Source organism: Raineya sp. (assembly GCF_053497555.1).
Window position 1 is genome coordinate 1 of record NZ_JBRCWE010000045.1, and the last position, 19135, is coordinate 19135.

Sequence of the window (19135 nt, forward strand, 5' to 3'; positions counted from 1 at the left end):
AATAAGTTAGACTTATAATTCACGTTATTTTACTATTTGTCAAAGTTGTTTCTTGGGCTTAGGTCTTTTTTTTAGAATTAAATTCTACAATTTTTTGCCAATTAATTACTCCGTTATCACAAAATTCTTGGGAAAATTTCAAAGTAAATTGATTTATAACTTTTGCATAGGCTTTGAAAAACTCATCATTTTTTTCTCTGGCTTGATGCCCAAGGGGTTCTATGATGTCTGTGTAAAGTGTTGGGCTATCCGAAATGAGTTGCCAAAACTCTTGTCCGCAAATTTTTTGATAATCTCCCTTGTTAGGCTTGTTTTCAACCCCATAACAGCAACCATTTACAGCTATAATTTTCAGGTTTTTGTTTTGTTTGAGTAGTTCTTTTTCGGCATTTTTGAAGTTTTCTCTCATTTTCTTGATTTGACTACTATTCCCCCAGTTAGGTCCCGATTTGATTTCAATAATATAGTAGAAGCCATTTTTGGAAAATTCTAAATCAATTCCTTCCAAAACTCTTGACTTTACGCCTCCAAATACTTTTTTGCAAACAAAGATAGCTAATCCTTCTAAAAAATCACCGAATAAGGTTTCTTCTTGTGATTGTAAGTAAGCATCAAGTAAGTTTTTTACCAGATCTTGTGCGGTGAGAATATTTTTAGCTTTGAATAAATATGGGTTTTTACGTTTCAAAAGTTCTTTGAAATTTAGCTTTTCAAGTTTTTCCAAACGTTTGGAGTGAAAAGTACCTATGTTTTGCTCAACATATTGGCTTACTTCTTGTAAATTTAACTTGGACATCAGAGTAGAAAATATTTTACGGTCTCAATTTCTTTCATCATCATTTGATAGTATTCGGGTAAAATTTCTATTCCAATTGAGTTTCGTTTTAGCTTTTGAGCTACCATCAATGTAGTTCCTGAACCAGCAAAAGGGTCAAGTACTTTATCACCTTCTTTTGTGAAAAGTTTGATAAACCATTCGGGCAAATTTTCGGGGAATGCGGCAGGGTGATTTTTATTTTGACATTCTGTTGCAAAATGTAGTACATTTGTAGGATATACCATTTCTTTACCTACCCAGTTGGACACATTTTTGCCAAAACCGCTTCCATTTTTAGCATTATCACGTATTTTATCAGTTTCGCTCAAATTTTTTAACCGCCCTTTTGCCCAATCGCCAATAGGAACTTTTACTGCATCTTGGTACATATTAAACTTTCTGTCCTTATTAAATTGCAAAAGCCTTTCCCAACTATCTCTGAAACGATTTGCCCATTTGCCTGGATAAGAGTTTTTTTTATGCCAAATAAACTCTTCTGTCCAGAGCCAGCCTTGTTTTCGGAGGGCTAAAATCAATTCTATGACATAAGTGCTTCTTTCTCCTTCAACGACTTTTTCTTTAATGTTCAAAATAAAAGTTCCCGTAGGTTTTAGCACTCTTAAAAGTTGCTCTGAAATAGGTAAGAACCACTCCACATACTTATCAGGGGCTATGCCCCCATAAGTATTTTTTCGTTGGTCGGCATAGGGCGGAGAAGTAAAAATAAGGTCTATGCTGTTTTCAGGAATTTGTTGCAGTACATTTTTACAATCGCCCAAAAATATCTCCGTTTTTACTTCTATCATTGTTTTGCAGGTTGTCGTACAACGACAAATTTATTGAATTTTAGACAAAATGTCTTGATTTCAATCTAATTTGTTGTTGAGGAGTTTGAGATTTTGTCAAAGTTTTATTCCGTCTAAATATCCAATTTTTTAAATCCTGTTTCCTACTTCTTATTTTCTGTTTCCATACTACAAATTAGACCTAAAACAATTATCTAAAATTTACGAAAGCAGGTTTGAACTTCAAACTTTCAAACTTTTCCACCTAAATTACACCAACTTTTTGTATTTGATACGTTGGGGGGCGTCGTTTCCTAAGCGTTTTTTACGATTTTCTTCGTATTCGCTATAATTTCCTTCAAAGAAATACACTTGTGAATTGCCTTCAAAAGCAAGAATATGTGTGCAAATTCTATCCAAAAACCACCTGTCGTGAGAAATAATGACAGCACAGCCACCAAAGTTTTCCAAAGCCTCTTCCAAAGCACGTAAAGTATTTACGTCCAAGTCGTTGGTGGGTTCGTCCAGTAGTAGCAAGTTTCCTCCTTCTTTGAGGGTCATTGCCAGATGCACTCTGTTTCTTTCGCCTCCTGAAAGTACGCCAATTTTCTTTTCTTGGTCGTTGCCTGTAAAATTGAATTTACTTACGTAGGCTCTTGCATTGACTTGTGTATTTCCGAGCTGTATCCACTCATTACCTTCCGAAATTGCCTGATAGACGGTTTTTTCGGGGTCTAAATTATCGTGTTCTTGATCTACGTAAGCAATTTTTACGGTTTCTCCAATTTCAAATGTACCGCTATCGGGTTTTTCTTTGCCTGTAATAAGTTTGAAAAGAGTGGTTTTCCCTGCACCATTCGGACCTATCACGCCCACAATGCCTGCGGGAGGGAGTGTAAAGCTAAGGTTTTCAAACAAGAGTTTATCGCCATAGGATTTGCTCACATTGTTTGCGATAATAACTTTATTTCCCAAACGTGGTCCGGGTGGAATGTACAACTCTAATTTAGCTTCTTTTTCTTTGCTTTCTTCGGAAAGTAGTTTTTCATAGGCACTCAAACGTGCTTTGGATTTTGCCTGACGAGCTTTGGGAGCCATTCGTACCCATTCAAGTTCTCTTTCAAGAGTTTTCATACGTTTGGTTTCGGATTTTTCTTCTTGTGCCAAGCGTTTTTGTTTTTGCTCCAGCCAAGAAGAATAATTTCCTTTCCAAGGAATACCCTCACCTCTGTCCAATTCCAAAATCCAGCCCGCAACATTATCCAAAAAATAGCGGTCGTGGGTAACGGCAATAACAGTGCCTTTGTATTCTTGTAAATGCCTTTCAAGCCACTGCACCGATTCTGCGTCTAAATGGTTGGTAGGTTCATCAAGCAGGAGTACATCAGGTTGTTGCAGAAGCAAACGGCACAAAGCCACACGGCGTTTTTCTCCTCCTGAAAGGTTGGCTATGATGGCATCGGGAGGGGGACAACGCAGAGCGTCCATTGCTTTTTCCAAACGGGCATCTAATGTCCAAGCGTCCAAGTGGTCAAGTTTTTCTTGCACTTCGGCTTGGCGAGCAATGAGTTTATCAAAATCGGCATCAGGCTCAGCAAAAGCCGCGTTGATTTCGTCAAATTCTTTGAGCAATCTCACGGTTTCGGCAACACCTTCTTCTACTACTTCACGCACCGTTTTAGATTTATCAAATTCAGGTTCTTGGGGCAAATAACCCACAGTATAATTTCCATTAAAAACTACTTCGCCCTGATAGTCCTTATCCAAACCTGCAATAATTTTCATTAAGGTAGATTTCCCCGAACCATTGAGCCCAAGAATACCAATTTTGGCACCATAGAAAAATGAAAGATAGATATTTTTCAAAACTTGCTTATTGGGCGGAAAAATTTTATTCACACCCGCCATTGAAAAGATGATTTTTTCGTCCTGCATAAAATTTGCTTTTGAATCGCAGGCAAAAGTAAAATATTTTGGCTAATTTATACCAGAATTAAAGTGTTTTTCAAGATTTTTAGAGTTATAAACATTGATTTTCAAATATTTAGAAAAAAAAGCTTAAAAACAAATTTTGATTTAGCACAGGGTATCTTTGAAGGAAACTTTTGTAAAAATATGCTATAATAGCTTTTTTCTTGTATCTTTGCATAAACTATTCTGCTATTTTCTGATATAGCTGAGAGCCATTTTACTATGAAAAAAATTTTCTTGCTTTGGGTTTGGATAAGTATTGGCTATTGTGTGCAAGCTCAGGATAATGCTGTAAAAGAGGCTTTTGAGTATTTGAATAAAATCCGAAAAAATCCTTCTTGGTATAGCAAAGAAATAGGTATTGATTTATCCGCCTTGCAAACTCGGCACGCTTTGCAATGGAATGATACACTGGCTCGTGTAGCACAAGCCAAGGCAGAAGATATGCTCAAACGCAAATATTTTGACCATACCAATCCCGAAGGAAAAGGTATCAATATCTTGATGTATGAGGCAGGTTATGGCATACCCAAAGAATGGACAGAACCCGCAAATAGCAACTATTTTGAATCTATTGTCGCAGGTGCTACTACACCCAAAGAAGGCATTATTTATTTGCTAAAAGACAAAGGAGAAATAGACCATCGGAAGGCTGGACATCGCAGTCATCTTTTGGGGGTGGATAAGTTCTACACCAATCTGACAGATATAGGCATAGGTTGGGCAAAAGGTGGGAGTTTAGGTTCTTATTTGTGTGTAATCATTGCTAAAAAGAAGTGGTAAGTTGGCTAAAAACTTGAAACAAAAAACCTTTGAACGCTCTATTCTGATAATTGGCACAAATGATTTTTAGAGATTTGTAAAGAAAAGTTTGGATAGCTAACTTTTTAATGAGTACAAAATTTTGATGAATATTTTGCAAAAAAATTTGCTTTTTTAATGATTTGCAAATATTTTCGCAAGAAAGTTTAATTTTTCGTTGAAAAACTTACGTAATTTTGCGAAAATATCTCAGCTTAAACCCAATGAAAAGATTTATTATTCACATTTGTTTTTTTACATTTTTATTGAGCAATCTTGTTTATTCACAAGGTTTGCCCAATACGCCTTTTCATTTGCACAATTTCAATAATTATCATTTGCTCAATCCAGCGGCGGCAGGTTTGCAACCTGTATTTGGTTCAGGGGAAGACCCGCTCTTTTTCTTTACTTTCCATAGGCAACAAATCGGCTCTTTTCAGAATGTACCTACCTATGCTTCACTGAGTTTTAATAAGTATATTTACAAAAGAGGTGCTCCAAAATTAGATGAGTATGGCAGACAACTTCGTGATAAAAGAGGTAAGTTGCTTTACGAAGAGGAACTTACTCCTAATGCCATAGGAGGAAATGTCTATAATTTTTCTCGGAGCATTTGGCGTACCACAGGGGTATGGTTTTCGTATGCACGCGAAGTGAAGGTAAAGTTTATGGAAAATCTTTTCGGAGTACCTGTGGAAAATCTGCGATTGGGCTTGGCTATGGGGGCAGAAAACGATGGTTTCAATATTCCTGATGGTACGGGTATTGATGACCCCGCTCTTGTGAATAGAAGGGATAAATTTGCTCGTCCTGTGGGGCAATTTGGCTTGATGTATGTTTTTGGAGGTAAATCGGGACCTTTTAGTGCTTGGGAATTTGGAGCAGGCTTGCCTCGTTTGTTCAAACCTTCCTCAACTTACAACTATGAAGGATTTTTCCCTGTTTCAAATTGGTTTGTTTCGCTTGCTCGGCAGTTTAGCTCCGATAAGATTATGTTTTGGAGTATGAAGCCAATGCTAATTTTCCGACAATTTGATAATCAAACTTCTACCCTTGAAATTAACAATACTCTCAACTATGTGAATGATAAAAAACAACATTGGTTTGGTGCAAGTTGGATTAAAGATTATGGCTTTGCTCTTATGGCGGGAACTAAATTTTACTACTCCAAATTTGGAATTAGTTATACTTTCAAATTTAATGATGAACAAGCAGGTTTTAATAAAAACCCTGTTCACGAAATACAACTCATTTACAACCTTCGCAAACTTTCCAGTTTGGATGCGTCTTTTATCAATATGGAGCCGCCACCCCAAGATACTACGCTGTATGATGACGATGTAGCTTTGGAGGAAATCGTTATCAAGGATACTGTCGCTGAAAAAGATAGTGTTATCATAGAAACAGAGTTTCCCGTACACCCCGATACGCTTTCAGAAGCCTCTCGTGAGCGTTTGCGTCAGAAGCCTTATCGCAGTTATGTGATTTTAGGCTCGTTTATGATGAAAGAAAATGCAGAACGCAGACAGAGAGAACTTATTTCTCGCTATAAGTTGAAGGCGAAAATACGACAAAGCCCTATCAATAACTATTATGAAGTGTATGTACTGGCTTCGGATAATTTCGATAAAGCCGATAAATTCGCTCTGCAACTTCAAAAACGCTTCAAAGATAGAACTATCTGGATTTTGTGTGTGCCAAGAAAGCCCGATGAACGGCAGGAAGATGAATAAAACTCAAAAGCAATCCTGAAAATGCTCTATTTCGCCATTTTCAAGGATTGCAACAATATCAAAGCGAATATTTCCTTGCCAATTTTTCTCAAAAATAAAATTTTCGGCTGTTTGGCGAAGTAAATTCTTTTTCTTTTCAGAAATGCTTTGTTCGGGGTAGCCGAAATCTGCATTTTTGCGATAGCGAACTTCTACAAATACAAGCCAACCTTCTTTTTGAACAATGATATCTATTTCACCTTTGCCAAAGCGATAGTTTTGAGCAAGAATCTCGTAACCATTTTCTTGCAAAAAAATTTTGGCTTGATTTTCATAAAAAAAGCCTTTTTCAAGTGTTTTCAGAGCTTTTTTCATCATTTTTCAGGAAAATAGTGCGAGTAGGGAAGGCAAATTCGGCACCATTGCGAGAAACAATTTCGTGAATTTTGAAATTGATTTCATCTTTTACCCGCATAAAATCAAAAAAGTCGTTGGTAAAGACAAAATAATAAATCTGAATTTTAAGAGCGTGGCTACCGAATTCGGAGAAAAACACTTGGCTATTTTCATCAGTACGAGTGTGCTGGTGCAAATAATCATAAATTTCATCTCGTATAGCTTTCAGTACAGGCATAGGGGTTTGGTAGGTGAGGTCTAATTCAAACATAGCTCGCCAAGTAAGGCGATTGGTAAGGTTATCCACAGGCTTATCTACCATTGTTTTATTGGGTAAAGTAACAATAGAACGCTCAATAGTGCGTATGCGTGTGGTACGAAAACCTACTTTTTCCACTCTACCAATGATATTATCCACTTTTACCAAATCGCCTGTGATGAAAGGTTTATCCAAAAAAATGGTAAAAGAGGCGAAAAGGTTTTCAAGCGTTTCTTTTCCCGCCAAAGCTACTGCCAAGCCACCAATCCCCAAGCCCGTAATAATAGCATTGACATTAAGATTCAAAATATTGCTTAAAGTGAAAAGCAAAATAATCAGCACAATAACTACTTTGGTGATTTCTTTGAGGTAGGGAATAATGTGGTCGTCCATTCGCGATTCAGTAAGGCGGGCTTTTTGCATAAAATATAAGCCCCAAAAATTGATAACCCGAAGCACAAAAAGCGTAAAAAGCACTACCAAAAAAATTTGGTAAGACTTATTGAGCAAGAAATGCAATCCGAATTCGTTGCGAGGAGCTAAATTCCAACTTTTGGGAAAATTAAGTTGCTGAAAAGCGATGTAGAAAAACAAAAACACCAAAAAACGCTTGATAGATTTCTGCGTAAAAAGGATAAAATTGCTTAAAACATTTTTATCACCTTCGGTTTTTCGGATAAAAATTTTAGAAATAAGGCGTAAGATGAGAGGAGCTAAAATGCCCTTGAACAGCACGGCTACTAAAACAAAAGCCAAAAAAGCCGCAATTTGTGAAGGTTTGTTTTCTAAAATACTACCTTCAAAATAGCGATTTACCCACTCAAACATAGCTTGATGAATTTAGGTTCTGGGTACGAAATTAAGAAAATCTTGCACTCGGAAGGGGATTTTTTTAGAAAAATCCAAACAAATTTTTCTGACATCAGTTGTAAGAAGTAAAAAGATGTGCCGAAATGTGCAATATAGGGCAATGATGGGCAGACCTCTACAAGCACACCAAAAATCGGCACATCAAGATTTTATGAAAGTCAAAAAAATGGAGATATTTTTAGGCATTATTGCGAGTGCTACGCACATAAGCAATAAAATCGCTTTGTACGCCCCAATCTTTGGCTATTTTGAGGAGTGAAGTGGCTTCTATTTCACTTACATAGCCTTTACTACGATTGGCGTCCCAAATCTGACGTATAATTTCCAGTCTTTGCTCTTTGGAAAACTCGCCTATCACTGTATTGAAAAATCCTCGGGCTCTATCGAAGGCACTCAAATCATCTTGCAAAATAAATTCATTTACCCATTGTAGCTCCTCTGTACCGCTGATTTGGTCGGCGGTTTCTTTGAGAATTTTTTGCTCATCTTCATCTAATCCGTGATAGTTGAAAATGACCGATTTGAGCAAAAGTAAAACTTTCTTATAATGGGAACTGGGCATTAGGGTAAATTTAGCACTTACACACACAAACCGCAAGTTAATGCGATTTTTTTAATCAAAAAAGAGTTTTTTGAAAAAAATAAAAAAATCCCGAAAAAATCGGGATAAAGGTATCAAGGAAATTTGGGATATTTTTGGAAATTAGGTTTACGTTTTTCCAGAAAAGCATTTTTCCCTTCTTGGGCTTCTTCGGTAAGATAGTAAAGCAAAGTAGCATTGCCTGCCAGTTCCTGAATACCCGCCTGTCCGTCAAGTTCGGCGTTCAAACCTACCTTAATCATTCTCAGAGCCAGTGGGCTTAATTGTTGGATTTCTCTGCACCATTGTACTACTTCTTCTTCCAATTTTTCCAGAGGCACTACGGCATTGACAAGCCCCATTTCCAGTGCTTGTTGGGCATTGTATTGCCTACACAGAAACCAAATTTCCCGTGCTTTTTTCTGTCCTACGATGCGAGCCAAATACGAAGCTCCAAAACCCGCATCAAAGCTACCTACTCGGGGTCCTGTTTGTCCGAAAATAGCATTTTCAGAAGCTATACTCAAATCGCATACTACGTGAAGCACGTGTCCGCCACCAATAGCATAACCATTGACCATAGCAATTACAGGTTTGGGTAAAGAGCGGATTTTCTTTTGTAAATCCAAAACGTTCAGACGAGGAACACCATCTTCGCCTACATAGCCACCAACCCCTTTTACATTTTGGTCGCCACCACTACAAAAGGCTTTATCACCTTCACCTGTAAGCACTACTACATTAATTTTATTGCTGTAACGGCAATAATCTACCGCTTCAATCATTTGCATTACGGTTTCAGGGCGAAAGGCATTCCGATAGCGAGGACGATTGATAGTAATTTTGCCGATGCCTTCAAAATACTCAAATTTGATGTCGCTGTATTCTTTAATAGTTTCCCAAGGAAATTTTGACATAGCTTTTGAGGTTAAAAATTGCACAAAAATAAATTACTCGTAATTGTTTAAGTCTAATTTGTAGTATAGAAGCAGGAAACAGGATTTAGACATAGTAAAACTTTTACCTTAAACGCTTGAACCCTTAAACTTTTTGAACGTAAATAATTACAATTGCTCTACACATTTTGCGTAGTTTTTAGAAAACTTTTGAAAAATGAATTTGTTTGCCAAAATTAGATTTCAATGCTTTTAGCAGGTAGGCGATTTACTTCCAAGATTTTGGTGGTAGCCAGTTGCAAAACGTATTCTACTTGCTCGTCGATGGTCATATAGGTTGTATCCAAAAAATGAGCATCTTCTGCTTTTCGCAAAGGGCTTTCGGTGCGGGTGGTATCAATGCGGTCGCGGGTTTGCAAATTTTCAATAATTTCGTCCAAATCCACAATTTCATCTTTTTCAATGAGTTCTTTTTGCCTGCGAATGGCACGTGTATAAAGGTCGGCGGTCATAAAAACTTTTACTTCGGCATCGGGGAAAACCACCGTTCCAATATCTCTGCCGTCCATAACAATCCCTCTTTTTCTCCCCATTTTTTGTTGTTGGCGTACCATTGCTTTTCGTACATCAGGAATGGCACTTACTTGGCTTACTCTTTCAGAAATGTACATTTTTCTGATTTCCTCTTCCACATTCAAATTGTTGAGGAAAGTATCTGATTTTTGGGTATTGGGATTAAAGTGGAAAGAAATTTCAATATTTTCAAGAGCTTCTGAAATAGCTTTGGGGTTGGTGAGTTCTATGTAATTTTCATAAAAATAAAGTGTAACGGCTCGGTACATTGCCCCTGTATCAATGTAGTTGTAGCCCAAAGCAGAGGCAACCAGTTTTGCCGTTGAACTCTTACCACAAGCCGAATAACCGTCAAGTGCTATGATAATTTTTCGCATAAAAGTATAAATTAAAACCTACAAGGTAAAGCCTTATAGGTCTTTTGTTTATGTGCTAACAATCTTTAATAGGGCAGGGTATTCGCCCTGATTTTGGGATTTTTCCGTTTCTTCTACGTGGCGGTGCTTTATAGCTTTGGCAAGCCTCTATGGTAAAAAGCATCAGCAAGCCTACGATGCAAGGAAGAAAAGGGATTTTTTTGAAAAATTTTGTTATCATTATTTTCTACTACTTCTTGGATAGCCTGTGTAAGTGCGTAAATTGATATCGCGAGAACGCTTGGTATAACGTATCCACGTTTGGCTATCATAGCCACCGTGCCTGCGACGATAGGCGTAGCTATCAACGGTGCAAGATTCAGCAATAAGAGCCAAAAATGCAAAAAAAAGAAAATAAATTACCGACTTTTTCATATTCAAATTTTTGTTTAACGAGCTTTCTTGTTGTACCAATAAGGGTAATGCCTTTTAGGTATCCACGTTTGGCTATCATAGCCGCCGTGCTTACGGCGATACGCATAACTATCACTTCCACAGGAAAATAAAGCTATTGTGCAAGCCAAACACAATAAAACAAGCCACAACTTTTTCATAAAATTCAGATTTTTCACAAATATTCGGATTTTTTGAGAAAAAGCCAAAACTTCTTGCTAAAATTTTCTGAAAAAGGCACAAAAATTGCTAAATTTGCCTGCTACAAGTCGTCTTATCGCTTGGCAAAAGCCAAGAGGAAAGTCCGGGCAACACAGAGCAACCTGCTTCCTAACAGGAAGGCAGTAGGCTCGCCTACTGACAGAAAGTGCCACAGAAAACAAACCGCCGCAAGGTAAGGGTGAAAAGGTGGTGTAAGAGACCACCGCTTTGCTGGCGACAGCAAAGGCAGGGCAAACCTCAGGTGTTGAAAGACCAAATAAGTTGGCGTTAGCAATCATTTTTCTTGCTACAAAGGTGGCTCGCCTGTAGCCAACGGGTAGGTCGATAGAGGCTTATTGCGAAATAAGTCCTAGATAAATGATAAGACGTGCCGAACAAGCACGACAGAACCCGGCTTACAGACTTGTAGTTTTTTGTTTTATCATAATTATTTATGTTCAAAACTTTGAGGAAAAGTTTTAATCCGTCTAAATATCCAATATCCTGAATCCTGTCTCTTGTTTCCTGTTTCTATTTAGACATCAAGGCAAATTCCCAAATCAATAATAAAATCCTGCCAATCTTGAAAATCTTTTCAATCTTGGTAAAAATATTTTCACCCAATTCTTTGATAATTAGAAAAAAACTCCTACCTTTGCACTCCTAAAAATCAATGTTCAACTAAAATTTCAGCTTGCTTGCCCCGCAGGCTGATGTAAAAAGGGCAAAAAACGTTATGAATCAAACAAACACAGATTTTAACTGGGACGTTGTAGAAGGCATCAAAGGCTTTGGCAGTAGCTATTCCGAAGCCGAACGCAAAAAAATGCTTGAAATGTACGGTTCTACGCTTGCCGAAGTAGAAGAAGGCAAAGTAGTAAAAGGTAGAGTAGTTACGATTACCGACCGCGAGGTGCTTGTAGATATTGGCTTCAAAGCCGATGGTACTATTCCTCGCTCCGAATTCAGAGATACCCCCGAACTCAAAGTGGGTGATGAAATTGATGTGTATGTAGAAAGAAGAGAAAGCAAGACAGGACAAATTGAGCTTTCTCGCAAAAAAGCCAAGCTACTTATTGCTTGGGAAAAAATCAAAGAAGCCTACGAAAATGATTTAGTAATTGAAGGTTTCGTAAAACGCCGCACCAAAGGTGGTTTGGTGGTTGATGTGTTTGGCGTTGAGTCTTTCTTGCCCGGCTCACAAATTGATGTGAAGCCTATCCGCGATTTTGATGTGTTTGTAGGCAAGAAAATGGAGGTTAAAGTTGTAAAAATCAATTATTCTAACGATAACGTTGTTGTTTCGCACAAAGTGCTTATTGAAAAAGATCTTGAAGAGCAACGCAGTCAGATTCTTGCTAATCTTGAAAGAGGACAGGTATTGGAAGGGGTTATCAAGAATATGACTAACTTTGGTGTGTTTATTGATTTGGGCGGTGTTGATGGTCTTTTGCATATTACCGATATTTCTTGGGGCAGAATTTCGCACCCCGAAGAAATGCTCGCCCTTGACCAAAAAGTGCGTGTGGTTGTACTTGACTTTGATGATGAGAAAAAACGCATCTCTTTGGGAATGAAGCAGCTTACCCCTCACCCTTGGGAGTCCTTAGACCCTGCTATTGAGGTAGGTTCGCGTGTGAAAGGTAAAATTGTGAATGTAGCCGATTATGGTGCTTTCCTTGAAATTATGCCCGGTGTAGAAGGGCTTATCCACGTTTCGGAAATGTCTTGGTCTCAACACTTGCGTAATCCACAAGATTTCTTGAAAATTGGTGATGAAGTGGAGGCTGTTGTACTTGCCCTTGACCGCGAAGAGCGTAAAATGTCTTTGGGTATTAAGCAACTCACCGAAGACCCTTGGACTAAACCCGATATGGCTGTGAAATATGCCGTAGGCACCGTACATAAAGGCATAGTTCGTAACCTTACTAATTTTGGTTTGTTCTTGGAACTTGAAGAAGGCGTAGATGGTCTTGTACACGTTTCAGACCTTTCTTGGACAAAGAAAATCAAGAGTCCCTCTGAATTTGTAAAAGTAGGTGATGAACTGGAAGTAAAGGTTTTGGAACTTGATTTAGAAAATCGCCGCTTGGCTCTTGGACACAAACAATTAGAGGAAAATCCTTGGGATACTTTTGAAAACATCTTTACCGAAGGCTCTGTACATCAATGTACTATCCAAGCCAAAACTGATAAAGGAGCTGTTTTAGAACTTCCCTATGGAATTGAGGGTTTCTGTAATACCAAAAACTTGGTAAAAGCCGATGGCACTCAGCCCGAAGTAGGTGAAACCTTGGATTTCAAAGTAGTAGAGTTTGTAAAAGGAGAAAAGAAAATCGTTCTTTCGCACCTTGCTACCTATGCCGAAGAAAAGAAAGAGAAAAAAGGCAAAACCAAAGAAAAGGAACAAGAAGCAGAAGAGAATGTTACTTTGGACAACTTGCCTGCTGAAACACTCGCCGATACTGCGGTAGTAGAAGAAACCAAGAAAAAAAGAGGTAGAAAGAAAAAATCAGAAACCGAAGGTTCGGAAGAAAATACAACTTCATAACACCTATCTTAAAGGGGCGGCACGTAAATCCGCCCCTTTTTTTCATAGCAAACACTGACTTTTCTCATAGCGATTTTATCCCTCATTGCTTTACTTGCAGGTTGTTAGCTATCCGAAAAACTCGTAGCTAACATACACTTAATAGCCTAATATCTAAAATATGCTGGGTTTAGCCTTTCTCACAGGACTTTTCGGTAGTTTGCATTGTGTAGGAATGTGTGGTGCAATAGCTCTTACGCTTCCTTCCCGTAGTTTTTTAGGAAATTTTTTCTACAACATAGGGCGAGTAATTTCTTACAGCTTTATAGGTTTTTTGCTTGGAAGTTTTGGCAAAGGACTTGCGATTGTAGGATTTCAGCAAGGTTTAGCGATTATAGGAGGGAGCATAGTAATTTTAATAGCTATTTTTCCCCAATTAGCTCGCTTTGCGTGGCTTAATGAAGGATTTACAAAGCTCAAACAATGGTTCAAACCTTTTTACCAACGAAAAAATCATTTTTCTTTGCTAATGATAGGCATTTTGAACGGATTTTTGCCTTGTGGGCTGGTATATCTGGCGGTAATGGCTTCGGTAGTTTTAGCTGATGCGTGGCAAGGGACACTTTATATGTTTTTTTTCGGTTTGGGTACTATTCCAATGATGCAGAGCCTATCTATTTACAAAAACTTGCTCTCGCAACGGTGGAGATTGAAACTTTTTAAGTTTTTGCCTGCTTTTGCAGTCATAGTAGGTTTGTTGATGATTTTAAGAGGCTTAAATTTAGGTATTCCTTATTTAAGCCCCCATTTTGAAAAAGAAACTGGTGTAGAGTGTCATTCTACAAAATAGGCATATCAATATTGCCCTGTTCGTAATAAAACCAAAGTGCAAGCGTGCAAACATTCAATACCTGCATTTTTAGCGAGTTTTTCAAGTTCAGGATTTTCAGTATTCGGATTGAAAATCAGTCGTTTGGGTTTGGTTTGCAGAATATAATCGTACCATTCGGGCTGGTTGGCTCTGCCTACGTACAAGGTAATGGTATGAATATCACCGAAAATATGCGTTTTATCTTGTATGATTTTCTGCCCAAATACTTCCCCCTTTTTTATACCTACCAAAACAATCGGATAGCCTCTTTGCGAAAGCATTTGAGCCGCTATGTAGGCATAACGTTCGGGATTGGGCGTAGCCCCCAAAATGAGGGTCTTTTTAGTTTCATAAATCATAGTTTCAAAAAAATATACTTTTAACTTCTAAAATTTGGACATTTGCATTACAAAGGCTTGGCTTCCTGCCACTCTTTGGTATCGGTATTGGTGTAATTGTAGCTGTTATCAATTACATTTTTGTAATAAAACTTGCCATCTTGCTTTTTTATGGCAATCCAGCTTTTAAGGGCAGGAAAGTTGAGTTTTGTGAGTTTGCGAACTTCATCAATATACACACAACGCACTTCTAAAAAGATAGCTCCTTCTTTCATATTATCCAAAACTCTTTTGAACAGCTTTGCCGCCAATTTGTTGTCTTTGATAGGAGAATACATATACAAAAAATCGGCTTTTTGAAAAAAGTTGCCGTCTATTTCAAGAGCATCGCCTTGGGTGATTTCTATTTCTTGGGCGAAATTTTTAAGATTTTCCTTGCTTTCTGCTACCGATTCGGGGCTATATTCCAATCCGTAGGCTTTTTCAAAACCCAAACAAAGTGCGGTAAATAGTTTTTCGCCATTACCCGAGCCAATATCCATAAAAACCTTTTGTTGAGGCTCTTTGAGTATCATTACGGTTTCTATGAAGCGAGCCAAATTGAAACGTATTGCCGCCCAGAATTCTTCTTTGGCGGGGGTTTTGTTATAGGTTTTCTGAGAAAATACTGCCGCCGCAAATTTACTTCGCAAAGCCGCATCATCTATCACTCTACAAAACTCTACAATTTCACGTTCAGTGATGTTGAGCTTTGCAATTTCTTTACGCAAAAAATCGGGATTGAAAAAAATTTTGGCTTGCCGAAAGAAAGTATCCTTGTTGAAAGTTACTTTTTGGGTAATGGGAGGAGTTTCTTTGCAAGAAAACAGATAAGTGCAAAGTAGCAAACCCAAGAGAAACAAGATTTTTTTCATAAGTAAGTCTTGATGAGTGGTTGGTTGGGAAATTTTTTCTTTATGAATTTTTGAGTAATTATTTGCGTTCAAAAAGTTCAAATGTTCAAGCGTTTGAGGTAAAAGTTTTACGCTGTCTAAATATCCAATGTTCTGAATTCTGTTTCCTGTTTCTATACTACAATTTTTGGTAAAAAATCAATCAATCTCAATAACGACATCATCAGAAAGTGGGTGAGCTACGCAAGTAAGCACTACGCCATCTTTAATTTCTTGTTCGGTGAGGCAATCGTCTTCGGTCATTATTACCTTGCCCGAAACGCATTTGCCCATACAGGCAGTACAAAGCCCACTTTGGCAAGAATAAGGCAAATCAATATCCAAAGCCAAAGCCGCATCTAAAATACTCTGATTAGGAGCCACTTTGAAATGGTATGTTTCGCCGTCATACTTTACAGTAACTTCTCTTTCTACGATTTTATTGCCGCTTTCTTCAATTTTTCTTTGAGCCGATTCTTCAATAGAAGCCGTAAAACTTTCTTTTTTGGGCGGTATTAAGTTTTTCTCTTTGCAAACTTCCTCAATGGTTTGCATCATACCCGCAGGTCCGCACATCCATTGCGAAAGTGGTAAATCTTGGGGCAGTTCGGCAAAAATTTGCTCAACTTTGGCTTTATCCAGTCTGCCCGTAAAGCCTTTCCAACAATTGAGGGGTTGGCTGAGAACGTGCAAAACTCGTAGGCGATTAGCATTTTGAGCCTCTAAACGATTGAGTTCTTGCTTGAAAATAATGCTTTCTTCGTTTCGGCTTGCATAGACAAGCAAAATTCTACTTTTGGGCTCAACGTGTAAAATGGATTTTACCATTGAGATAATCGGGGTAATACCGCTACCACCTGCCCAAAATACATATTGTAGAGCATTTTCGGGCTTGATTTCGGGAGTAAAAACACCCATTGGTTCAAGCGTTTCCAAAATATCGCCTACTTGCAGGCTATCGTTGAGCAAATTAGAGATTTTGCCGTCTTTTACACGTTTGATAGCAATTTTGAGGTTTTTATCTGTAAAAGGCGAACTTGCCAGCGAATAGGCTCGGCGAATAGTTTCGCCGCCAAGATGCAGATTGAGCGTGAGAAATTGTCCTGCTTTGTAAGAAATAGCATCGGGGCTGATATTTTCAAAAATCACACTGATAGTGTCCGAGGTTTCGTGGATAATTTCTTGTACTTTGAGCTGATATTTTTTCATTGCTTCAAGGTTTTTGCAAAGAAAACTCTGATAAAGGAATTTTTGTTGCAATTTAGAATTTTTGCTCAGAACTTGTAAATCATTTCATAAGTTTTGTTTTTTAGAGATTTTTTGCATAAGTTTGTCAAAACATATACCTATGCTGCGTAGTGTTTGGCTTTTCTGCTTGTTTCATTCTTTATTGAGCATAGCCCAAGAAAATCGGGTGCTTACTATTTCAGGATTTACCCTCCGACATTTAAGTTTGGATAATGGAGATAAAATTCGTCTTTTTGTACAAATTCCTCATAATCGGTATATGCCTGCCGATGCCGAGCAGTTCAAACAGCGTTTTGAACTTTTTTACCAAGTACGAGAAGATTTGGCTACTACAAGCAATTTGCCTAAAAAAAGTGCCAAAGTAGAATGGCAAGCAACCAAAGTAAAAGTTGATGAAAATGAGGGAATTAAATTTTACTTGGATATTCCAAAAAGCGAAAACTCGCCAACGGCTTTGCTTATTTTAGATTTTGTTGATTTGCGGGAGTCTAAAAAACATCAAGTTTCTTTTCGCATCGCATTTGCCCAGACCAAAGTACGTGAAATGTATGCTATTTTTAGAGAAAATGACGATTTCCCGCTTATGAATGGCTTTGTAAGGGCAAATGAAAAATTTCAAATTCGTAGCATAGCAGGTGAATATTCTAATTTTTATGTAACCAAAATCAAGCATACCTATCCTGCCGCCCAATTGCCAATGAATATCAGCAAGCCTATTCAGAATAAGGAGTTGGAGGTAGAGCGTAATTTTGAGGTCAAGAGTAATGAATGGCAACAATGGGAAGAAGGCTTGTATCTTATCAAACAGAACAACAATGCTTTTTACGGCTTGGGCTTACGCATAGAGCCAGCAGATTTCCCAAAAGTTCGTAGCAAAGAACAACTTGCCGAAGCTCTTGCCTATCTTGCTGCAGCTTCGGAAATGAAAGAAATACAGGAAGCCGAAGACTTAAAAAAAGCCGTAGATGCTTTTTGGCTTTCTTTGCCAAGAGGAGATGTCGTAAAAGCCAAAGAAATGGTAAAAAAATACTATGCTCGTATCCGTAAAGCAAACTATTTGTTTGGCTCTTTCAAAGAAGGTTGGAAAACTGATATGGGAATGATTTACGCTATTTTTGGCGAACCTGATGAGGTAATTTGGGACAAAGATAGCCAAAAATGGTCTTATATTGGCAACAACAATTTCCAAGCGGGTAGAAATTATACCAAAGTTACCTTCAATTTCTTACGCCGCCCTAATCAATTCTTTGAAGACTATTACCTTTTGGTGCGTTATGTAGAATATGATGAAGTTTGGCTCAAAACCATACAGGCACTTCGGCAAGGAGTAGGATTGTGAGAGCAGATTAGGCATAAAATATTCAGCATAGCAAGGTTTGAACTTTTAGAGCATCAGACTTTCATAGCTTAAACTTTTTTTGTAATTTTGTAAGCAAATCCGAAAAATTTTACTTTTATGATACAACGCATTCAAAGTGTTTTTTTGGCGGCAATTGCCTTTGTAATGACTTTTTTCCTCTTTCTGCCTATTTGGACAAAAAAAGACTCGCAGTCGGGTATTGAGCTTATCATCAATGCCAGTGGTTTGAAAAAACTTAAAGGCGAAGAGGTTTTGGAAGAAAAATCTGCCATTTATATTTTTATTTTGGGTTTTGTAGCTGTGATTTTGAGTGTAATTTCCTTACTGAGCTATCGCCACCGTCCGCGTCAAATTTTTCTTAATCTTCTCAACTCTTTGCTCATAGCTTCGGCTACGGTAGCTTCGGCTTTGCTTATCAATGATGCCGAAAAATTGCTTTTGCCCGAACAGAAAGGAGAGTTTCAGATAGGACTTTTCTTGCCTGTGGTGGCACTTATCTGCAATATGATTGCCAATCGCTTTATCCGCAAAGATGAAAATTTAGTTCGTTCTGCTGATAGAATCCGCTAATGGCTCAAAAGTATTACGTAGTTTGGGAAGGCAGAGAGAAAGGCATTTACGACTCTTGGCAAGCGTGTAAAAGCCAAGTAGAGGGCTTTCAAGGAGCAAAATACAAATCTTTTGAAACTTTGGCAGAGGCTCAAAAAGCTTTTGGAGAGTCTTATCAGAATTTTATTGGTAAAAAAACTACTCCCAAGCCCGATTTGCCTTATCCCGAAGCTATTTGTGTAGATGCCGCCTGCAATACCCAAACGGGAGATATGGAGTATAGAGGGGTGCATTATCCTTCGGGAAAAGTCCTTTTTCATCAAAAAGGCTTTCAAGATGCTACCAATAATATGGGCGAATTTTTGGCAATAGTTCACGCTTTGGCGTATTTACAAAAACAAAATTCCCATATTCCTGTTTTTACTGATAGCAAAACTGCTTTGAGTTGGCTCAAACGCAAAAAATGCAATACTGAAAAAGCCCTTACACCCCGCAATCAGCCTGTTTTTGAGCTAATTCGCCGAGCAGAAAACTGGCTACAAAATAATTCCTTTGAAAATCCCGTTTTGAAATGGGAAACCGAGAAGTGGGGCGAAATCCCCGCAGATTTTGGGAGAAAATAAGATAATTCGGCTAA

General features: G+C 38.1%; 21 protein-coding genes and 1 other RNA gene. 8 read left to right on the plus strand and 14 right to left on the minus strand.

Features of this window, described 5'->3' with window-relative positions; translation table 11 throughout:
* Positions 1-58: 58 nt before the first annotated feature.
* From ACWITO_RS05410 to ettA, 3 genes are all read right to left on the minus strand, one after another.
* The gene (locus tag ACWITO_RS05410; RefSeq protein WP_448528984.1) at positions 59-796 is read right to left on the minus strand and encodes a PmeII family type II restriction endonuclease; all 738 of its coding nucleotides are present in this window, start codon (positions 794-796) and stop codon (positions 59-61) included.
* On the minus strand, positions 796-1623 hold the full coding sequence (locus ACWITO_RS05415) for a DNA-methyltransferase (protein ID WP_448528985.1): 828 nt from the start codon (positions 1621-1623) through the stop codon (positions 796-798). The genes ACWITO_RS05410 and ACWITO_RS05415 overlap by 1 nt, the downstream gene beginning before the upstream one ends.
* Positions 1624-1872: 249 nt before the next feature.
* Entirely contained in the window at positions 1873-3537 is a 1665-nt protein-coding gene (gene ettA / locus ACWITO_RS05420; RefSeq protein WP_448528986.1) for an energy-dependent translational throttle protein EttA, read from the minus strand.
* A 258-nt stretch (positions 3538-3795) separates the two neighbouring features.
* Here ettA and ACWITO_RS05425 point away from each other — a divergent pair, with 258 nt between their 5' ends.
* Together ACWITO_RS05425 and ACWITO_RS05430 are read left to right on the plus strand one after the other, a co-directional pair.
* On the plus strand, positions 3796-4356 hold the full coding sequence (locus ACWITO_RS05425; RefSeq protein ID WP_448528987.1) for a CAP domain-containing protein: 561 nt from the start codon (positions 3796-3798) through the stop codon (positions 4354-4356).
* 242 nt (positions 4357-4598) lie between these two features.
* Positions 4599-6107, plus strand: coding sequence for a type IX secretion system membrane protein PorP/SprF (locus tag ACWITO_RS05430; RefSeq protein ID WP_448528988.1), 1509 nt, complete (start codon positions 4599-4601; stop codon positions 6105-6107).
* 3 nt (positions 6108-6110) lie between these two features.
* Here ACWITO_RS05430 and ACWITO_RS05435 read toward each other — a convergent pair whose 3' ends face one another.
* From ACWITO_RS05435 to ACWITO_RS05470, 8 genes are all read right to left on the minus strand, one after another.
* Entirely contained in the window at positions 6111-6461 is a 351-nt protein-coding gene (locus ACWITO_RS05435; protein ID WP_448528989.1) for a YraN family protein, read from the minus strand.
* Positions 6436-7569 carry a mechanosensitive ion channel family protein gene (locus tag ACWITO_RS05440; protein ID WP_448528990.1) on the minus strand — a complete coding sequence of 378 codons (1134 nt, stop codon included), beginning with the start codon at positions 7567-7569 and terminating at the stop codon, positions 6436-6438. The genes ACWITO_RS05435 and ACWITO_RS05440 overlap by 26 nt, the downstream gene beginning before the upstream one ends.
* Positions 7570-7789: 220 nt before the next feature.
* Positions 7790-8173 carry a hypothetical protein gene (locus ACWITO_RS05445; RefSeq protein ID WP_448528991.1) on the minus strand — a complete coding sequence of 128 codons (384 nt, stop codon included), beginning with the start codon at positions 8171-8173 and terminating at the stop codon, positions 7790-7792.
* Between the two features lie 113 nt (positions 8174-8286).
* Positions 8287-9108 carry a 1,4-dihydroxy-2-naphthoyl-CoA synthase gene (gene menB / locus ACWITO_RS05450; RefSeq protein ID WP_448528992.1) on the minus strand — a complete coding sequence of 274 codons (822 nt, stop codon included), beginning with the start codon at positions 9106-9108 and terminating at the stop codon, positions 8287-8289.
* Between the two features lie 215 nt (positions 9109-9323).
* On the minus strand, positions 9324-10037 hold the full coding sequence (gene cmk / locus ACWITO_RS05455; protein WP_448528993.1) for a (d)CMP kinase: 714 nt from the start codon (positions 10035-10037) through the stop codon (positions 9324-9326).
* A 55-nt stretch (positions 10038-10092) separates the two neighbouring features.
* Complete coding sequence (locus ACWITO_RS05460) at positions 10093-10257, minus strand: hypothetical protein (RefSeq protein ID WP_448528994.1); 165 nt, start codon at positions 10255-10257, stop codon at positions 10093-10095.
* The gene (locus ACWITO_RS05465) at positions 10257-10451 is read right to left on the minus strand and encodes a hypothetical protein (protein ID WP_448528995.1); all 195 of its coding nucleotides are present in this window, start codon (positions 10449-10451) and stop codon (positions 10257-10259) included. The genes ACWITO_RS05460 and ACWITO_RS05465 overlap by 1 nt, the downstream gene beginning before the upstream one ends.
* A gap of 14 nt (positions 10452-10465) precedes the next feature.
* Complete coding sequence (locus ACWITO_RS05470) at positions 10466-10630, minus strand: hypothetical protein (RefSeq protein WP_165778117.1); 165 nt, start codon at positions 10628-10630, stop codon at positions 10466-10468.
* Positions 10631-10730: 100 nt separating this feature from the next.
* Between ACWITO_RS05470 and rnpB the strand changes: the two genes are divergently transcribed.
* From rnpB to ACWITO_RS05485, 3 genes are all read left to right on the plus strand, one after another.
* An RNA gene (rnpB, locus tag ACWITO_RS05475) (RNase P RNA component class A) lies at positions 10731-11105 on the plus strand.
* Between the two features lie 301 nt (positions 11106-11406).
* Positions 11407-13221: a 30S ribosomal protein S1 gene (gene rpsA, locus ACWITO_RS05480; RefSeq protein ID WP_448528996.1), complete on the plus strand. Its 1815-nt coding sequence runs from the start codon at positions 11407-11409 to the stop codon at positions 13219-13221.
* Positions 13222-13381: 160 nt separating this feature from the next.
* Positions 13382-14050 (plus strand): sulfite exporter TauE/SafE family protein, encoded by a 669-nt coding sequence (locus ACWITO_RS05485; protein WP_448528997.1) that lies wholly within the window; start codon positions 13382-13384, stop codon positions 14048-14050.
* A 5-nt stretch (positions 14051-14055) separates the two neighbouring features.
* Here the strand turns inward: ACWITO_RS05485 and ACWITO_RS05490 are convergent, their stop codons facing one another.
* From ACWITO_RS05490 to ACWITO_RS05500, 3 genes are all read right to left on the minus strand, one after another.
* On the minus strand, positions 14056-14430 hold the full coding sequence (locus ACWITO_RS05490; protein WP_448528998.1) for a CoA-binding protein: 375 nt from the start codon (positions 14428-14430) through the stop codon (positions 14056-14058).
* Between the two features lie 47 nt (positions 14431-14477).
* Positions 14478-15323, minus strand: a complete 846-nt coding sequence (locus ACWITO_RS05495) for a methyltransferase domain-containing protein (RefSeq protein ID WP_448528999.1) — start codon at positions 15321-15323, stop codon at positions 14478-14480.
* A gap of 177 nt (positions 15324-15500) precedes the next feature.
* On the minus strand, positions 15501-16550 hold the full coding sequence (locus tag ACWITO_RS05500; RefSeq protein WP_448529000.1) for a 2Fe-2S iron-sulfur cluster-binding protein: 1050 nt from the start codon (positions 16548-16550) through the stop codon (positions 15501-15503).
* 139 nt (positions 16551-16689) lie between these two features.
* Here ACWITO_RS05500 and ACWITO_RS05505 point away from each other — a divergent pair, with 139 nt between their 5' ends.
* The 3 genes from ACWITO_RS05505 to ACWITO_RS05515 all read left to right on the plus strand — a co-directional run bounded on the left by ACWITO_RS05505 (position 16690) and on the right by ACWITO_RS05515 (position 19121).
* Positions 16690-17928, plus strand: a complete 1239-nt coding sequence (locus ACWITO_RS05505; protein ID WP_448529001.1) for a GWxTD domain-containing protein — start codon at positions 16690-16692, stop codon at positions 17926-17928.
* 117 nt (positions 17929-18045) lie between these two features.
* On the plus strand, positions 18046-18519 hold the full coding sequence (locus ACWITO_RS05510; protein WP_448529002.1) for a DUF4293 domain-containing protein: 474 nt from the start codon (positions 18046-18048) through the stop codon (positions 18517-18519).
* Positions 18519-19121 (plus strand): ribonuclease H1 domain-containing protein, encoded by a 603-nt coding sequence (locus tag ACWITO_RS05515; RefSeq protein ID WP_448529003.1) that lies wholly within the window; start codon positions 18519-18521, stop codon positions 19119-19121. Before ACWITO_RS05510 ends, ACWITO_RS05515 begins: the two co-directional genes overlap by 1 nt.
* Positions 19122-19135 lie beyond the last annotated feature (14 nt).

What these genes read in the sequence shown, in the direction of transcription:
- ACWITO_RS05425 (WP_448528987.1), top strand. Translation starts at nt 3,796, where the DNA reads ATGAAAAAAATTTTCTTGCTTTGGGTTTGGATAAGTATTGGCTATTGT.
- ACWITO_RS05510 (WP_448529002.1), top strand. Translation starts at nt 18,046, where the DNA reads ATGATACAACGCATTCAAAGTGTTTTTTTGGCGGCAATTGCCTTTGTA.
- ACWITO_RS05435 (WP_448528989.1), bottom strand. Translation starts at nt 6,461, where the DNA reads ATGAAAAAAGCTCTGAAAACACTTGAAAAAGGCTTTTTTTATGAAAAT.
- ACWITO_RS05415 (WP_448528985.1), bottom strand. Translation starts at nt 1,623, where the DNA reads ATGATAGAAGTAAAAACGGAGATATTTTTGGGCGATTGTAAAAATGTA.
- ACWITO_RS05505 (WP_448529001.1), top strand. Translation starts at nt 16,690, where the DNA reads ATGCTGCGTAGTGTTTGGCTTTTCTGCTTGTTTCATTCTTTATTGAGC.
- ACWITO_RS05495 (WP_448528999.1), bottom strand. Translation starts at nt 15,323, where the DNA reads ATGAAAAAAATCTTGTTTCTCTTGGGTTTGCTACTTTGCACTTATCTG.
- rpsA (WP_448528996.1), top strand. Translation starts at nt 11,407, where the DNA reads ATGAATCAAACAAACACAGATTTTAACTGGGACGTTGTAGAAGGCATC.
- ACWITO_RS05515 (WP_448529003.1), top strand. Translation starts at nt 18,519, where the DNA reads ATGGCTCAAAAGTATTACGTAGTTTGGGAAGGCAGAGAGAAAGGCATT.
- ettA (WP_448528986.1), bottom strand. Translation starts at nt 3,537, where the DNA reads ATGCAGGACGAAAAAATCATCTTTTCAATGGCGGGTGTGAATAAAATT.
- menB (WP_448528992.1), bottom strand. Translation starts at nt 9,108, where the DNA reads ATGTCAAAATTTCCTTGGGAAACTATTAAAGAATACAGCGACATCAAA.
- ACWITO_RS05485 (WP_448528997.1), top strand. Translation starts at nt 13,382, where the DNA reads ATGCTGGGTTTAGCCTTTCTCACAGGACTTTTCGGTAGTTTGCATTGT.
- ACWITO_RS05440 (WP_448528990.1), bottom strand. Translation starts at nt 7,569, where the DNA reads ATGTTTGAGTGGGTAAATCGCTATTTTGAAGGTAGTATTTTAGAAAAC.
- ACWITO_RS05460 (WP_448528994.1), bottom strand. Translation starts at nt 10,257, where the DNA reads ATGATAACAAAATTTTTCAAAAAAATCCCTTTTCTTCCTTGCATCGTA.
- ACWITO_RS05410 (WP_448528984.1), bottom strand. Translation starts at nt 796, where the DNA reads ATGTCCAAGTTAAATTTACAAGAAGTAAGCCAATATGTTGAGCAAAAC.
- ACWITO_RS05430 (WP_448528988.1), top strand. Translation starts at nt 4,599, where the DNA reads ATGAAAAGATTTATTATTCACATTTGTTTTTTTACATTTTTATTGAGC.
- ACWITO_RS05490 (WP_448528998.1), bottom strand. Translation starts at nt 14,430, where the DNA reads ATGATTTATGAAACTAAAAAGACCCTCATTTTGGGGGCTACGCCCAAT.
- ACWITO_RS05465 (WP_448528995.1), bottom strand. Translation starts at nt 10,451, where the DNA reads ATGAAAAAGTCGGTAATTTATTTTCTTTTTTTTGCATTTTTGGCTCTT.
- cmk (WP_448528993.1), bottom strand. Translation starts at nt 10,037, where the DNA reads ATGCGAAAAATTATCATAGCACTTGACGGTTATTCGGCTTGTGGTAAG.
- ACWITO_RS05470 (WP_165778117.1), bottom strand. Translation starts at nt 10,630, where the DNA reads ATGAAAAAGTTGTGGCTTGTTTTATTGTGTTTGGCTTGCACAATAGCT.
- ACWITO_RS05445 (WP_448528991.1), bottom strand. Translation starts at nt 8,173, where the DNA reads ATGCCCAGTTCCCATTATAAGAAAGTTTTACTTTTGCTCAAATCGGTC.
- ACWITO_RS05500 (WP_448529000.1), bottom strand. Translation starts at nt 16,550, where the DNA reads ATGAAAAAATATCAGCTCAAAGTACAAGAAATTATCCACGAAACCTCG.